Here is a 15,055-nt window from a genome sequence, read left to right as displayed (position 1 = left end):
GGCGACGCATTGCGCCGCCTTTACTATTTTAAAATAATCTATACTCAAAAAATATAGTTACATCAGCCTAACGATGACAACCCTAACAGTCACTCTGCCTGAAGCTTTGACCCTATACTTGCAAGAGCAAATAGCATCAGGATATTATTCCAATGCCAATGACTACATTCAAACCTTAATTCAGCAAGATCAGTCGCGCAAACAATACCTTGAACCACTCATTCTCGAAGGTATTGCTTCAGGAGATCCAACTCCCATGACCAGCGATGATTGGGATGCAATCCGTCAATCAGTCCGCAACAACCATAGCGATCGCACTCAGAATAGCTAAGACCCAATGGCTAACATCAACAAACGTCCGATCGTCATTCAGGATCTAATTGCCCATGCAACCAATATCAGTCTGGAAAATCTTGATGCAAGCGATCGCTTGCTCTACTCTGCTGAAGCCACATTTAATGTTATCGCTCAGTTTCCCGCGATCGGCAGACTTAGTAACTTCAGCCATCCACAGCTAACTCAAGTTCGCCAGTACCAAATTAAAGGGTTTACGAAATACATCATTTTTTATCAGATTCAATCCCCTGAAACTGTTGAAATCCTTCGGGTTTTACATGGCGCTCAAGATCTGGAATTTATACTTACCCCTGACAAATAAAAAGACTTGTCTATCCCTGTGTATTAACAAACAAACTATTCATTCACTTGTAGCTCCTGATAAAGATCTTGACCGATATAGCGATCGCAATTTTCAGTAAGAGCGGGTATATCAACATCAATAGAACCAATTAACCGTAAGAGCGGATCGGTTTCTGTAACTGGTAACAAGCTAATCTGAGATAAAAACTTTAACTGCCTAGTCAAAGCCTGTAACAAGATCGCTTCAGGAGATTGATTTAGGCGTACTGCTTGAGCCGTTAACTCTTCTTCCAAATTATCTGAAAGCGTAATCGTCAAAGTTTTAGCCATAGCTTTTCTCAGATTGGGTTGTTACCATTTTAGATAACAACATATCTAGAAAGACCAGAATATAGATATTTGTTGATCATTTTATGGTTCTACACCTAATGCAGCTAAGCGATCGCGTAATTTTTGAGCCTCTAGTTCGGCAAGTCTAGCCCTTTCTTCCGCAGATTCGGCACGTTGAGTCTGTTCTTGCAGAGCCGAAAATAACTCACTAGGAATTAACAACTTTTCGCCATTGTCTTGGCGATAGAAATTGATTAGAGAACCTTCAACTTCAAGGCGTAATCCTAAAACCTGACTCAAGCCATCAGCGATCGCTTCATAAATCAATAAATCTTCTTCCCTTTCTGGGAGATTCGCTTGACGACGATAGCCGCGTAATTTTTCAGGAATCCATTCACCTTTAGGATCAAAAAGCCAATATTCCAAAACCCCAATGCTTTCGTAAAGCTCTCGCTTTTTCGTTTGATCATGAGCTTGTGTACTTGCCGAAGTCATCTCAAAAATTACGCTGGGTATTTTGCTTGTTTCCCAAATTTTGTAATTGTCATAGGGTTGTTGAGGAATATCAAAAATCACCATCACATCTGGCGCAACCCGTAATCTAGGAAAGCCCTTTGCGTAATATAAAAACTGATCTGCAAGGACAACAGACGATCGCTCTACAAACTTTTCGGCTAAATAATTGCGTAAAACAGCTACCGTTGCAATAATTGCATCGGCATGAACAGAAGTCTCAGCCAAAGGTTCGCCATCCTCAGAAGGATAAAATATTTCTTTTTGAACTTCTTGAATTTGTTGAACAGACTCAAGCTCAGGGGCAATAATTGGTGTCATAGCTCAAGCAATACGATCGCACTGAATATTTTAGAATAAAAAAAAGGCGGCGCATTGCGCCGCCTTTTTTAATCATTAAAACTTGACTGAAGCCGTTTTCTTTTCGGGTAGCTGCGTATATTCCGCCACAATTTTACGGAACTCCTCACCATCAAGGGTTTCCACATCAAGAAGAATGTCCACAAGGCGATCGCATAGATCGCGATTATCTTCGATGAGTGTTTTAGCAGTGTTGTAACAGGTTTGAGCGATTTCACGAATCTGCCGATCAATGCGATCGCCTAGCTTAATTGAGTAATCACTTTGGGGCATAAAATTACGACCCAAGAAAACTTCACCGCTTTCTGATTCCAGAGCACCCAAACCTAGTTCCGACATGCCAAACTGAGTCACCATCAGTCTAGTTAAGCGGGCAACCTGCTGAAAATCTCCCGATGCACCTGTGGTAATTTCGGCATCACCAAAAACCACTTCCTCCGCAGCACGACCACCGAGCATCATTGTAATCGTGTCCAGAATTTGCGATCGCGACTCTAGCCCATATTCCTCGTCGGGAACACCCTTAGCAAAGCCACCGATACCACCCGAACGCGGCACAATCGTAATTTTGTCGAGGAGAGATGCATTTTTGAGTAGGGTCATCACCAAGGCGTGACCAACTTCGTGATAGGCAACTAGACGCTTCTTGGAGCTGTCGAGCATCGGCTTCATGCTTAAACCGATGGTAACGCGATCGATCGCATCGGCAATTTCCAGTTCACCGATCGCCTCTTTGTAGCGACGAGCGGCTAGAATTGCGGCTTCATTAAGCAAGTTCGCCAAATCAGCTCCTGCAAATCCGGGAGTTAAACGGGCGATCGATTCAATCGATACATTTTCTTCTAGTTTCTTATTACGCGCATGGACTTTGAGGATTTCTTGGCGACCCTTGTAGTCGGGATAGTCCACCGTAATTTGGCGATCAAAACGACCGGGACGGAGTAGGGCGCTATCTAAGACATCAGGGCGATTGGTTGCCGCCACCACAATTACGCCTGAATTACCTTGGAAACCATCCATTTCCGTAAGCATTTGGTTAAGGGTTTGCTCACGCTCATCATTACCGCCACCGATGCCCGCGCCCCGTTGACGACCGACGGCATCAATTTCATCAATAAAAATAATGCAAGGCGCATTTTCCTTGGCTTTTTGGAATAGGTCGCGGACGCGGGATGCACCCACACCCACAAACATTTCCACAAATTCGGAACCCGACAACGAGAAAAATGGTACACCCGCCTCTCCCGCGATCGCCTTAGCTAAAAGCGTCTTACCAGTTCCGGGAGGACCAATTAGCAATACGCCCTTGGGGATTTTTGCACCAACCGCCGTAAAGCGATCGGGCTGTTTCAGAAAAGTGACAACTTCTTGCAATTCTTCCTTAGCAGTGTCAATTCCCGCCACATCTTCAAACATGATTCCTGTTTTCGCTTCTGGCGAAAATCTTGCCTTAGTCTTGCCAAAGCTTAGGGTCTGTCCCGGACCTCCGGGGGCATTACTAAGTCGGCGTAACACCATTAGCAACACAAAAATTAACAATAGTGGCACAAAAAAAGTACTTGCCAATTGCCAAAGTAAGGTTGGCTGTTGAGGCGCTCTTACCGCAATATCGACATTATTCTCCCGTATAGCCTTCATCAACTCGGTGTTTCCGTCACGGGCAATCAAGTCAACTCTGGCTTTGCGTCCGTCTTTTAGAACTACTTCCGCCGCCAGCCCGTTACTTTCAAGATCGATCTTTTGGACTTTGTTATCTTTCACATTGGAAAGTAGCTCCGTATAGCCCATAGATGACGCGGTTTCACCGTCAGCACGCACTGGTGTAGGCGCTGTCATGGCTACACCCTGTACTATTGCTAAACTTACGGCTGTCGTTTTGACGCGCCGCCAAAAGTTTGCCCAAAAGACTTTGTTTACAGAAGACATCACTGCCTGTCGCTCCTTAGAACCCCGTCGATGCGGTAATCGGTTGACTTTGTTATGTTACTAGTCTAATGCATTCTCAAATATAAAGTAGGTTGCTTAACCCCATAGAGATCTGCGCCGCAACTCTGCTATTGAGTTTTATGTCCCCATTATTTATCACTACAAGACAAATGCATGAACAATTGCATTAAAATACACGCAAGTAAAGCTACGCATCTTTAGCATATTTATCTCTATCCATGAACGCCACAAAAAATATTCAGCCATTTTCTGCCGATGACTTTGCCAACGCCCTCGCCGAACATAACTACGAATTTGCTGTGGGGCAAATAGTTAAGGGCAAGGTGATCTCCGTTGAAAGTAGTGGCATTTATGTCGATATTGGCGCAAAATCTTTAGGATTCCTACCCAGTGAAGAAGCTACTCTCAGTGGTTCTTTACGCTCTAGTGATGTTTTCCCCATTGGCAATGAGTACGAATTTCTGATTATTAGCAGTCAGAATGCGGATGGGGAAGTCAAACTATCCGTGCGCCGTTTATTATTTAAGCAAGCTTGGGAAACTCTTCGCACCTACCAAGCCGAATCGCAAGTGTTTGAAACCAAGGTAATTGGTACGAATAGTGGCGGTGTAATCGTCGATGCGGTGGGTTTACGTGGGTTTGTACCGCGCTCGCACCTGACCGACACCACTGATCTAGCAAAACTTGTAGGCACAAAGATGCCTGTAATGGTTTTAGATGCTGATGAAACTCGCAAAAAGTTAGTCTTGTCCAACCGTCAGGCGGCAAAACTTGCAGCCTTAAACCAACTTGCTAAGGGACAATTGGTTACAGGTAAAGTGACCAATATTCGACCTTTTGGCGCATTTGTAGAGTTCTCAGGAGTTTCGGGCTTACTCCATGTCAAGGAAATGAGTCAAAAAGCCGTTGGCGATCCTACCCGTGTATTTCAACTTAATGATGTGATTAAGGCGGTGATTATTGATATTGATGAGTCTCGCAATCGGATTGCCCTTTCGACCAAACTCCTAGAACTTCATGCTGGCGAGATGCTCGATAATTCTGCTCAAGTATTTGCCGAAGCTGAAGAGCGTCTTGAAAAAAATATCAGCAAACTCTGGGAAGCTTAAAACCAAAAAAGAGAAGGGGCGTAAAACGCCCCTTCTCTTTTTTGGTTTTAATTTTTTCGTAAGAGTAATCATTTTTCCACTTAAAATATCTACAGACATTAAAATCTTTAAAATCAGCACTCAAAATCAAATTTATGGAAACTAATTTTCTCGGTCTTCTAGCTACCGTCTTAGCAATATTTGTACCTACCGTTTTCTTGTTAACCCTCTATATTCAGACTGCTAGCCGAGAAGAAGGTCAAAGCAAGTAGGTAAACCAACAAAAAACTCAGCTATTTAGCTGAGTTTTTTGTTTTTGCTAAAATATAGCAATCTAAATTTTCTAAGATTTATTTAGCATGAGTAACTGCCTGTGCCTTGCTTGCGATCGCGCTAATCCTTTAACCACAAAATTCTGCGCCCAATGTGGCGCAAAGCTACAAATTCAAGAGCGTTACCGCGCTTTGAAGGTAATCGGTAAAGGGGGATTTGGTAAGACTTTCTTGGCTCAGGATGAGTCGAAGCCATCACAGCCGCGTTGTGTGATTAAGCAGTTTGCTTTTGAGACGATCAATCCTAATGCGAGTCAAGGCACTTTGGATGTCGCCATCAGGTTGTTTGAGCAGGAGGCAAAGCGGCTTGATGATTTGGGTAAGCATCCGCAAATTCCTGAACTTCTATCTTTTACAATCCATGAGGGTAAGCAGTACCTCATCCAAGAGTTTATCGATGGTGAGACTTTGGAGCAGGAGTTAAGGCGAGTTGGGGCTTTTAGTGAGCAGCAGGTGCGGGATGTGTTGGGGGAGGTGCTGCAAATTTTGGAGTTTGTGCATAGCAAGTCAGTAATCCATCGCGATATTTCGCCAGACAATATCATTCGGCGGCGCAGTGATCAAAAGTTGGTGTTGGTAGATTTTGGGGCGGCAAAGCACGCAACGGCGACGTTATTGGCAAAGACGGGGACGGGTATCGGGAAGCCGAGTTATGGCGCTCCTGAGCAAATGTTGGGTAAATCGGTGTTTCAGAGCGATTTGTTTGGGTTGGGTGTGACTTGTTTGCATTTGCTCACGAATGTGGAACCGTTTACGCTCTATGACGTTTTGGAAAATGAATATCAATGGCGACAGTTTTTGAACGGGAAGGTGGTGAGCGATGAGTTTGGGAAGTTATTGGATCGGATGACTGCTTACAGGGTCAAGGAAAGACCCAATTCAGTTATAGAGACTTTGCAAGTGTTGCAACTAAAAGCGGCTCCAGTTAAGCTTGCACCATTACCCATAGTCCAATCACAACCAGCCAAACCAAGTATCTTATCAGGAATATTTTCACAGCCAGTACAGACTCCTATATCAACTTCGAGTAATTCCCTTGTGTTGGACTGTGGGAATGGCGTGAAGTTAGAACTGGTGAAAGTGGCGGCGGGTAGTTTTGATATGGGAGGTAATGAACGTGATGAAGAAAAGCCGATTCATCGGGTGAACTTGCGTGAATTTTTGATTGGCAAATATGCTGTCACACAGGCGCAATATCAGGCGGTGATGGGTAATACTCCGTCAAACTTTAAGGTTGCTCAAAATCCTGTAGAACAGGTTAGTTGGCATGATGCTATGGAGTTTTGTCAGAAACTATCGCAAAAAACAGGACAGAAAGTGCGATTACCTAGTGAAGCAGAATGGGAATATGCCGCGAAAGGTGGTAATCAAGGCAAAGGCTATGAATATGCAGGAAGTAATAATTTGGATGAGGTGGGATGGTATAACATTCTGGTAATAAAACCCATCCTGTGGGTCAGAAAAAAGCCAATGAGCTTGGTATTTACGATATGAGTGGTAATGTCTGGGAATGGTGTGAAGATGTATGGCATGACAATTACAATGGCGCACCAACGGACGGAACTGATTGGCTGGTTGGCGGCGAACAAAACAGACGTATATGGCGTGGCGGCTCGTGGTTCAACTACGCGTTCATTTGTCGTTCGGCGGTTCGCTTCTGGGAAGATACGGATTTTCGCGACAGCCTCCTCGGTTTTCGGGTGGTTATCTAAGTTCTTTCTGGCGTGAGGACTTTTTCTTTTTTTATATTTCTATGACAAACCAATTACGAGAAACCTATAGAAGTCGTCTAAATCGACAAAAACTATGCCCCTTATCGCATCCGCTAAAAACGGACTAACCATTCGCTTAACCGAGGAAAGATGGCAACATATAACCGCAGGACATCCCGAACTTCTCAACCTCCAATCCGAAATCATGCAAACCATAGAAAATCCTGATAAAATTCTAGAAGGCAATAATGGTGAACTTTTAGCAGTCAAGCTGCTAGGTGATAATAAGTATTTGGTTACAATTTACAAAGAAGCAGAAGAAGATGGGTTTGTCATCACCGCCTATCTAACTAAACGTATCAATTCTCTCAACAAACGCAAAGAAGTATGGTCACGCTCCCATTAAACCCTCTCAAAATTCCTAGCTATCTCAACTTAGCTAATGCAATTAAAAACCTACCCAAGAAAAATACTTGGACTTTTTATGATGTCGAAGCCGATGTGTTATACATCAATTTTCATCAACCCGCACTTCCTGCCGATGATAGCGAACTCACAGATGACGATATTTTAATCCGCTATCAAAATGATGAAATTGTTGGTCTGACTATCTTGAATGTCAATAATCGAGTGTAAAAATCCACTTCGCCATCGCAAAGAGGGAAAAACATGAGTAAGTTTCAAATGTTTGATTCCGTTACCTTAAATCAAGACATTCATCTTCACTCTAGTGGAATTGCCCCACAAGGGACTGATGGTGCGATCGTGGAAATATTTAAAGATGGTGAAGCCTACCTAGTCAAACTATTTGGTGGATGGCTAAAGTTCACCACTGAAGGCGATATGATCGAAGCATCTCAAGACGATCCCGAATCATTTCGTGACACCCTAGATGTAGAGACGCTCTATCCTCATCAAATAAATCCAATAAATGCTCATCAACAAAGCGACAAACATAAAGTAAAACAGCAACTTTTAGCATTACTAGAACTACTTCCCGAAGAATCGATTTTGCAAGTTAAAGACTTCACAGAATTTCTTTGCTACAAGCAACAAGCTACATCAACCTCATCTAAAACCGATCGCCCAAAAGTTTCCACATGAAACAAGATCGCCGATCGCACATCATTGAGAGCCTCTTCATAGGAATCTCCCTCACCAACTACAACCCCTTGAATGCCTAGAGGATAAGCCACATAACCCTCTGGATGTTTTTCTACCACAATTTTGATATGTTTCATGATTAATTGATGTAATTAGAGATATCTATAATACTAGCCTTTTTATTTTCTGGACAAGCACTCATCAAGCAGCACTTCCCTAATCATGCGCCAAATAATATTTGATTGATAGATTTAAAGACTTCACTACTTTTTCTTTCTGCACAGTTGGGAAGTCATCTAAAAAATCTTCCAGAGAGTCTCCTGCTTCAAGATAATCAACCAAATTCTTTACAGGAACTCTAGTTCCCTTAAATACAGGTATTCCAGAGAGAATTTCACGATCTCTTACAATTAATTGATTTTCCATTTTGTTGCCTCAAGTTGATGACGGTGCTTGCACTCCACGATCTTCTATCTTAAGAGAAAGTTAGTACTGTCCGAATTGCCTCGCCTCTGTGCATTAGGTCGAAAGCCTCATTAATCCGCTCAATGGGCATTACATTTGTAATTAGACTATCGATATCGATTTTACCTTCCATATACCAATCGACAATCTTAGGAACATCAGTTCGTCCCTTTGCACCACCAAAGGCAGTACCTTTCCAGACCCGACCTGTGACTAATTGAAAGGGTCTAGTACTAATTTCTTGACCCGCACCTGCTACACCGATAATCACACTCACTCCCCAACCCTTGTGACAGCATTCAAGCGCTTGGCGCATCGTCTCTGGTCTGCCTATACATTCAAAGCTATAGTCTGCGCCGCCTTTAGTTAAATCTACGAGATAGGGAACGAGATCGCCTTCGACTTCCTTGGGATTTACAAAATGGGTCATCCCCATTTTTTCTGCAAGGGCGCGTTTTTGAGGATTAATATCTACGCCGACGATCATATTTGCGCCGACCATCCGACTTGCTTGAATGACGTTTAAGCCGATGCCTCCTAAGCCAAAGACAACGACATTAGAGCCATATTCAACTTTGGCGGTATTAATTACCGCACCGATGCCAGTCGTGACTCCACAGCCGATATAGCAGACTTTCTCGAAAGGTGCGTCATTACGGATTTTGGCAAGTGCGATTTCAGGAAGAACGGTATAGTTCGCAAAGGTGGAAGTTCCCATATAATGATGAATTTTTTCACCATTGATGGAGAAACGGCTAGTTCCATCGGGCATTAAGCCTTGACCTTGGGTGACGCGGATCGCTTGACAGAGGTTCGTTTTACCACTGAGGCAATAGGAACAGTTACGACATTCGGGGGTATAGAGAGGAATTACGCGATCGCCTGCTTTCAGAGAAGTCACGCCTGCGCCTACTTCAACCACTACACCCGCACCTTCATGTCCGAGAATAGTCGGAAATAAGCCTTCAGGATCAGCACCTGATAAGGTAAAAGCATCGGTATGGCAAACTCCCGTAGCCTTGATTTCGACTAGGACTTCGCCAGCCTTAGGCGGCTCTAACTGGACTGTCTCAATCTTGAGGGGGTGACCTGCGGCAAAGGCAACTGCGGCTTTTACATCCATGAATCTTTTGCGTCCCTGAGTTTATATCTGGCGATTTACACCAAATTATACGGGAGACATCCTAAAATTCCCTAGGATTTTCGCTGTCATGGACTCGAAATCGAAATCGAGACTGTTGAATGCATGGACGCATCTGTTCATACAGTTCCCTCACATCAATAGGTAAGCGTTCTAACAAAACTTGGGGAGTACTATGATCGCGAGTAACTAACATGATATTGCCAGTTCCCATAATGCGCTGATTTAGAGGCTTTTCTAATAGGATATCGTCAACTTGATAGATTTCGAGGGTTTCAATATTTTTTGAAAATACTCCAATTTCTATAACAATTCTTTGGGAGGTAATTAGATACTGTGTATTGATAGATCTTAGCCAGAACCAGATCGCACCGATCCCCAACGTAAAAATTACGATTAATAGTCGAGTCACACTCCCAATCACCGCAGGATTTCCTTTAAACAGGATGCGCTCTTCAGGTAAAGGTACTTGTGTCATAGGTCGCCCAATAAACTTTAAGAGAGATTTGCTAGGCAAACCTCTCTTAAAGTTTACAGCGCTTTGCACGGACATCAAAGTCAAAGCCTCAAAATGTTTGCTGTTGCCAAATCCCCATAGAAGAAAGGCGGCGCGTTGCGCCGCCTTTCTTTTATTCGGAATGTTAGCTACCTATCTGGTTTTCTGCGCCCATACACGGATTGGCAGACCCCAGACATAGATAAAACCTTCGGCGGCTTTATGGTCAAATTGGTCAGCACTGGTGTAGGTGGCAAGGTTTTCGTCGTAGAGGGAGTTAACCGACTTGCGACCGACAATAGTTGCATTGCCTTTATAGAACTTGACGCGAACTACGCCTGTGACCCGCTCTTGGCTCTTATCGATGAAAGCATCAAGGGCATCTTTGAGGGGGCTGTACCATAAGCCGTTGTAGATAATCTTGCCATAGGTTTCTTCGACACTACGCTTGTACTGCGCTAGGTCAGAGGGCAAGGCGAGACTTTCGAGATCACGGTGAGCATGGATCAACACCAACATCGCAGGAGCTTCGTAGATTTCGCGAGACTTGATTCCCACGAGGCGATTTTCTACCATGTCGATGCGTCCATAGCCATTACCGCCAGCGATCGCATTGAGTCTAGTGATTAATTCCACTGGCTCAAGGGCTTGACCATCGAGCGATACGGGAAGTCCTTTCTCAAAGCCAATTTCTGTATAGGTTGGCTCATCGGGAGTATCGCTGATCGCCTTGGTGAAGTCATAAATTTCTTCGGGTGGCTCGTTCCAAGCATCTTCTAGAGGACCTGCCTCGATGCTGCGTCCAAGCAAGTTGCGATCGATGCTAAAAGGTGAGGACTTTTTAACGGGTGAAGGAATACCAAACTTTTCACCATAGGCGATCGTTTCTTCACGACTCATACCCCACTCGCGAGCAGGAGCTAGCACCTTAAGATCAGGATTCAAAGCCGCGATCGATACATCAAATCGCACTTGATCATTTCCTTTACCAGTACATCCATGAGCAACGGCATCCGCTCCATATTCTGCTGCTGCTTCTACCAAAATCTTGGCAATCAGAGGACGGGCTAATGCTGTTGTTAAAGGATAACGGCTTTCATAAAGCGCATTTGCCTTAATTGCAGGAAATGCATAGTCCGTGACAAATTCCTTAGTTACATCTCTAACTAGCGAGACGGATGCACCTGAATCTAGAGCCTTTTGCTTAATGGGGCCTAACTCATCCCCTTGTCCTAGGTCTGCCGCAAGGGTAATGACTTCTTCAACACCCCATTCTTGTTTTAGATAAGGAATGCATACAGATGTATCAACGCCGCCCGAATACGCAAGTACGACTTTTTTCGCCCGACCCATGAATCTCTCCTAAACCCATTTCTAAACCTAAAAAAGTAGCCCGGGTACTACGCCTATCTTAAGCATCCCTTAGTGCTGCTGCCTTCCGACCCTGACACGATTCGGGCGTTAAGATCGCATAGATCCGAGCCATCTATAAGATTAGCACTAAGCGTGAAAGTTAGATTAATTGTTGGCAAATCCACACATAAATTTTGTAGCCCGATGTAGCCATTTGGGGTTTTGGCTGGAGCGCAAAATTAAACAGGGTCGAGATTGATACGCAGCAGATCTGCTGCGTATCAATCTCGACCCTGTTTAAAAGTAGTGGCTTAGAGTAAATTTTGCTTTGACTGATTTAATTGCTGCCATAGCTCTTCAATCTTTGAATAAGCCTCGTGGGCTGATAACTTGCCGCCAGTTTCTAACGCACAAATTATGCTGACTCGATGGGAAAACTCTTGCAAATTGGCATTAAACATCAAGTTTTCTGGAGTAAAAGTACCGTAGTAACGGGACTGGGGAAACATAAATTTTGTATGAGACATAATTTCCCTCCTTAGATAGCAACTCAAGGTAAATGGGTGAGTAGTCTTAAAGATCCTGAAAGATTCGCCTTTAAGTAGGCGGTTTCATTAGCTTTTAGGGATTCAAGTTAATAACTATGAATATTATGATCGACAATATTTTTTATTAACCTAATCTTAACCTAAGCTTAATCCATTAAGACGGCTTATTTTACGATCTGTTCCTAGTGAAGAGGTTAGAAAACTACACCACTAAATTACGCCTAGCTACTTACTCCCAATGAAATAAGTAGGCGTGCGCGGCTTCGCCGCGCACGCCTACTTATTTCACTTTTATATAGCTGTAGTTATTTGCATTAGGACAAACCAAAACCCAAGAAGCGAGTGGCGGAGCTTTGCGCCGCCACTCGCTTCTTGGGGTCAAGACTAGCTATAAGCTATAGCTATAGTGCTTATTCTATGGAGTGAAAGGGAGGAGTAACCGATTCAAAACTTAGGTTTTGTTGTCTCTATTGATCACAAACTCAGCTTTCTCAGACTGATTTAAGGTCACTAAGAGTATAAAATTGAGAACTAAATAGACAAGTTTTAAGAGGCTGCGGTATGCCAAGAACTAGCCTAGAAGACTATCGCACACAAAATATGAAGCTATTTAAACCAGCAATAGCAGTCATGAACCATCTGAAATATCCTCAGAAATTTTTAGTGATCAGCCTGTTATTTGTCTTACCACTAGCATTAGTGATGAATTTCCTGATTACTGAATTAGATAGTCGTATAGAGTTTACCCAAAAAGAAATTTATGGAAATACTTATCTCCGTCCCATAAATCAGCTTTGGCAATACATCCCTCAAAGGCAATTACTCTTACAAAGAGAATTTTATAAAGATTCTCAGCGTCTAGACCAGTCAGCAACCACCGAATCTTTTCTAACTTTGCAAAAAAAAATTGACGAAAAGCTGCAAACTTTAACAGATATCGATATTAAATTGGGGAAAATCTTACAAACTGAGCGTAAACTAAACGATATTCGCTTTAAATGGCAATCATTGATAGATAGTCAAGAATTTTTAGGATTTCGCAATCATGATGTATTAATTGAATCAATTAATCAATTTCGTAGACATATTATTGATTATTCAAATCTCATTCTCGATCCAGATTTAGATACTTACTATCTCATGGATGCTATTTGCCTTAAATTACCTGAAATGCAAAGTTTGCTTTACAAGGTGATGAAGGTTGAATCGGAAATCCTCTTTAAGCAAGAGATCAGCAACGAAAAAAGAGCTACATTGATCTCTCTATCGAGCTTACTCAGCGACTACAACAACGATCTGGCGGCAAACCTTGAAAGAGCTTTTCAAAATAATCCCCGTGGCAATTTGCGTAAGGAGCTAGGTGGATCGCTACGAAATTTTGTAGTGATTATCAGTGAGATTAATGCATATACCAGTCAATTAGCGACTCAAGACATTAATCTATCCTCCAAAGAACCACTTTATCAAACAGAAATGCAAAGCGCTTTTGAAAGCAGCTTTACGTTGTGGGGAGATTTGGTAGAGCGTCTTGATGAGCTTTTAATAGATCGAATTCAAGGACTTAAGGATCGGAAGCAATTTATTGTTAATTTTGTAGCGGTGGTGATGGTTGCCATTATCTACTTGTTTATTGGCTTTTATCTATCGGTGATGCGAACTGTCTATCAGTTAGATATTGCTTCTAAACAAATGACTTCAGGGGGTACAAGTATCATTAAATTAGATAGTAAAGATGAGCTATCCATGGTTGTGCGATCGTTTAACAAGGTGGCGATCGCCCTTAAGGAGTCCGAGGAAAAGTATCGTAGCATTTTTGAAAACTCGGTTGATGGGATTTTCCAAACTACTGTGGATGGCAAGTATATCAGCGTTAACTTAGCTCTCGCCCGAATCTATGGCTATGAATCTGTAGAGCAATTGCTGGAGGAAATTGTAGATATTCAAGCTCAACTTTATGTGGAAAAAGATCGCCGCCAAGTTTTTCAAAAATTAATGGAGGCAAATGACACCATCAAGGGCTTTGAGTCACAGGTATATAAACGCGATCGCTCTCCTATTTGGATTAGTGAAAATGTAAGAGCATTGAGAGATAGTCAGGGAAAAATTCTTTATTACGAAGGTACGGTTGAAGATATTAGTCAGCGCAAAACTGCGGAACTCGCCCTAGAAAAAGCCAACCAACAAATTATTGCGTTAAATAATTTGCTGAAGGAAGAAAACCTCCGTATGAGTAGCGAGTTAAATGTCACTCGTAAGCTTCAAGAGATGATCTTGCCCAAGGACAAAGAGCTAGCTTTAATCAGGGGCTTGGATATTGCGGGCTTTATGGAGCCTGCTGCCGAAGTAGGAGGAGACTACTATGATGTTTTGCAGCAGGACGAACGCATCAAAATTGGGATTGGCGATGTCACAGGGCATGGGCTGGAAAGCGGCATGTTAATGATCATGGTACAAACTGCGGTGCGTACTTTACTCGAAAATAATGAAGAAGATCCCGTGCGGTTTCTGGATACGTTGAATCGTACTATTTATGGCAATGTTCAAAGAATGTCTTCAGACAAGAATTTAACTCTCTCCTTGATCGATTATGAGCATGGGAAGTTGACATTAAGTGGTCAACATGAAGAGATTATCGTAGCTCGCAAGAATGGAACGTTAGAAAGGTTTGATACGATCGATTTAGGATTTCCCATCGGTTTAGAGAAGGAAATTATTGATTTTGTGGATCAAAAGCAGATCCATTTAGATGCAGGGGATGTGATGGTGCTGTATACCGATGGTATTACGGAAGCAGAAAATGAACAGCGTCAACTCTATGGTGTGGAGCGCTTATGTGAGGTTGTGGTGAGGAATGTGGCGGGTTCGGCGATCGTCATTCGTCAGGCGGTTATCGAGGATCTGCGATCGCATATTGGCACACAAAAAATCTATGACGACATTACTTTACTTATACTCAAGCAAAAATAGCAAAAAAACAAGGCTCAAAGAGCCTTGTTTTTTCTAAAGAAGAGGCTCGAAGAGCCTCTT

Annotated in this window: 20 protein-coding genes and 1 other RNA gene; 11 read left to right on the top strand and 10 right to left on the bottom strand. The window is 42.9% G+C overall.

Going from position 1 to position 15,055, the window contains the following annotated elements; translation table 11 throughout:
- Window positions 1-73: 73 nt before the first annotated feature.
- Window positions 74-331 carry a type II toxin-antitoxin system ParD family antitoxin gene (locus H6F42_RS08470; RefSeq protein ID WP_190398919.1) on the top strand — a complete coding sequence of 86 codons (258 nt, stop codon included), beginning with the start codon at window positions 74-76 and terminating at the stop codon, window positions 329-331.
- Between the two features lie 6 nt (window positions 332-337).
- Window positions 338-658, top strand: a complete 321-nt coding sequence (locus H6F42_RS08465; RefSeq protein ID WP_190398918.1) for a type II toxin-antitoxin system RelE/ParE family toxin — start codon at window positions 338-340, stop codon at window positions 656-658.
- Window positions 659-693: 35 nt separating this feature from the next.
- Here the strand turns inward: H6F42_RS08465 and H6F42_RS08460 are convergent, their stop codons facing one another.
- From H6F42_RS08460 to ftsH, 3 genes are all read right to left on the bottom strand, one after another.
- Entirely contained in the window at window positions 694-969 is a 276-nt protein-coding gene (locus H6F42_RS08460) for a hypothetical protein (RefSeq protein WP_190398917.1), read from the bottom strand.
- Window positions 970-1,050: 81 nt separating this feature from the next.
- Window positions 1,051-1,803, bottom strand: a complete 753-nt coding sequence (locus H6F42_RS08455; protein ID WP_190398916.1) for a Uma2 family endonuclease — start codon at window positions 1,801-1,803, stop codon at window positions 1,051-1,053.
- A gap of 75 nt (window positions 1,804-1,878) precedes the next feature.
- The gene (ftsH, locus tag H6F42_RS08450) at window positions 1,879-3,678 is read right to left on the bottom strand and encodes an ATP-dependent zinc metalloprotease FtsH (RefSeq protein ID WP_277873839.1); all 1,800 of its coding nucleotides are present in this window, start codon (window positions 3,676-3,678) and stop codon (window positions 1,879-1,881) included.
- On the opposite strand from ftsH, the gene H6F42_RS22105 reads away from it, so the two are divergent.
- The 8 genes from H6F42_RS22105 to H6F42_RS21620 all read left to right on the top strand — a co-directional run bounded on the left by H6F42_RS22105 (window position 3,677) and on the right by H6F42_RS21620 (window position 8,025).
- A complete protein-coding gene (locus H6F42_RS22105) occupies window positions 3,677-3,832 on the top strand; it encodes a hypothetical protein (RefSeq protein ID WP_277873838.1) in 156 nt (51 codons plus the stop codon). The genes ftsH and H6F42_RS22105 overlap by 2 nt on opposite strands.
- Before the next feature lie 175 nt (window positions 3,833-4,007).
- Window positions 4,008-4,898, top strand: a complete 891-nt coding sequence (locus H6F42_RS08445) for a S1 RNA-binding domain-containing protein (RefSeq protein WP_190398914.1) — start codon at window positions 4,008-4,010, stop codon at window positions 4,896-4,898.
- Between the two features lie 134 nt (window positions 4,899-5,032).
- Window positions 5,033-5,149: a photosystem II reaction center protein PsbM gene (gene psbM, locus H6F42_RS08440; protein WP_190398913.1), complete on the top strand. Its 117-nt coding sequence runs from the start codon at window positions 5,033-5,035 to the stop codon at window positions 5,147-5,149.
- 87 nt (window positions 5,150-5,236) lie between these two features.
- Window positions 5,237-6,703: an SUMF1/EgtB/PvdO family nonheme iron enzyme gene (locus H6F42_RS08435; protein WP_199288958.1), complete on the top strand. Its 1,467-nt coding sequence runs from the start codon at window positions 5,237-5,239 to the stop codon at window positions 6,701-6,703.
- On the top strand, window positions 6,700-6,921 hold the full coding sequence (locus tag H6F42_RS22100; RefSeq protein ID WP_277873837.1) for an SUMF1/EgtB/PvdO family nonheme iron enzyme: 222 nt from the start codon (window positions 6,700-6,702) through the stop codon (window positions 6,919-6,921). The genes H6F42_RS08435 and H6F42_RS22100 overlap by 4 nt, the downstream gene beginning before the upstream one ends.
- A 94-nt stretch (window positions 6,922-7,015) precedes the next feature.
- A complete protein-coding gene (locus H6F42_RS08430) occupies window positions 7,016-7,327 on the top strand; it encodes a DUF4258 domain-containing protein (RefSeq protein WP_190398912.1) in 312 nt (103 codons plus the stop codon).
- Entirely contained in the window at window positions 7,309-7,557 is a 249-nt protein-coding gene (locus H6F42_RS08425) for a DUF2283 domain-containing protein (RefSeq protein ID WP_190398911.1), read from the top strand. Before H6F42_RS08430 ends, H6F42_RS08425 begins: the two co-directional genes overlap by 19 nt.
- 33 nt (window positions 7,558-7,590) lie before the next feature.
- Window positions 7,591-8,025, top strand: a complete 435-nt coding sequence (locus tag H6F42_RS21620; RefSeq protein ID WP_199288957.1) for a hypothetical protein — start codon at window positions 7,591-7,593, stop codon at window positions 8,023-8,025.
- On the opposite strand, the gene H6F42_RS08415 is transcribed toward H6F42_RS21620, so the two are convergent.
- From H6F42_RS08415 to H6F42_RS08385, 7 genes are all read right to left on the bottom strand, one after another.
- Window positions 7,965-8,162: a type II toxin-antitoxin system HicB family antitoxin gene (locus H6F42_RS08415; protein ID WP_190398910.1), complete on the bottom strand. Its 198-nt coding sequence runs from the start codon at window positions 8,160-8,162 to the stop codon at window positions 7,965-7,967. The two genes, H6F42_RS21620 and H6F42_RS08415, sit on opposite strands and share 61 nt — an antisense overlap.
- A gap of 79 nt (window positions 8,163-8,241) precedes the next feature.
- On the bottom strand, window positions 8,242-8,451 hold the full coding sequence (locus tag H6F42_RS08410; RefSeq protein WP_190398909.1) for a DUF433 domain-containing protein: 210 nt from the start codon (window positions 8,449-8,451) through the stop codon (window positions 8,242-8,244).
- 49 nt (window positions 8,452-8,500) lie between these two features.
- Window positions 8,501-9,613 (bottom strand): S-(hydroxymethyl)glutathione dehydrogenase/class III alcohol dehydrogenase, encoded by a 1,113-nt coding sequence (locus tag H6F42_RS08405; RefSeq protein WP_190398908.1) that lies wholly within the window; start codon window positions 9,611-9,613, stop codon window positions 8,501-8,503.
- 61 nt (window positions 9,614-9,674) lie between these two features.
- Window positions 9,675-10,109, bottom strand: coding sequence for a PH domain-containing protein (locus tag H6F42_RS08400; protein ID WP_190398907.1), 435 nt, complete (start codon window positions 10,107-10,109; stop codon window positions 9,675-9,677).
- A gap of 171 nt (window positions 10,110-10,280) precedes the next feature.
- Complete coding sequence (locus tag H6F42_RS08395; protein WP_190398906.1) at window positions 10,281-11,480, bottom strand: argininosuccinate synthase; 1,200 nt, start codon at window positions 11,478-11,480, stop codon at window positions 10,281-10,283.
- Window positions 11,481-11,514: 34 nt separating this feature from the next.
- An RNA gene (ffs, locus tag H6F42_RS08390) (signal recognition particle sRNA small type) lies at window positions 11,515-11,611 on the bottom strand.
- A 180-nt stretch (window positions 11,612-11,791) separates the two neighbouring features.
- A complete protein-coding gene (locus H6F42_RS08385; protein WP_190398905.1) occupies window positions 11,792-12,007 on the bottom strand; it encodes a hypothetical protein in 216 nt (71 codons plus the stop codon).
- Window positions 12,008-12,589: 582 nt separating this feature from the next.
- On the opposite strand from H6F42_RS08385, the gene H6F42_RS08380 reads away from it, so the two are divergent.
- On the top strand, window positions 12,590-14,995 hold the full coding sequence (locus H6F42_RS08380; protein ID WP_242018375.1) for a SpoIIE family protein phosphatase: 2,406 nt from the start codon (window positions 12,590-12,592) through the stop codon (window positions 14,993-14,995).
- Window positions 14,996-15,055: the final 60 nt, after the last annotated feature.

It is taken from the genome of Pseudanabaena sp. FACHB-1998 (assembly GCF_014696355.1).
In the GTDB taxonomy this organism is placed as follows: Bacteria; Cyanobacteriota; Cyanobacteriia; order Pseudanabaenales; family Pseudanabaenaceae; genus Pseudanabaena.
This window is presented reverse-complemented; position numbering and strand designations above follow the sequence as displayed.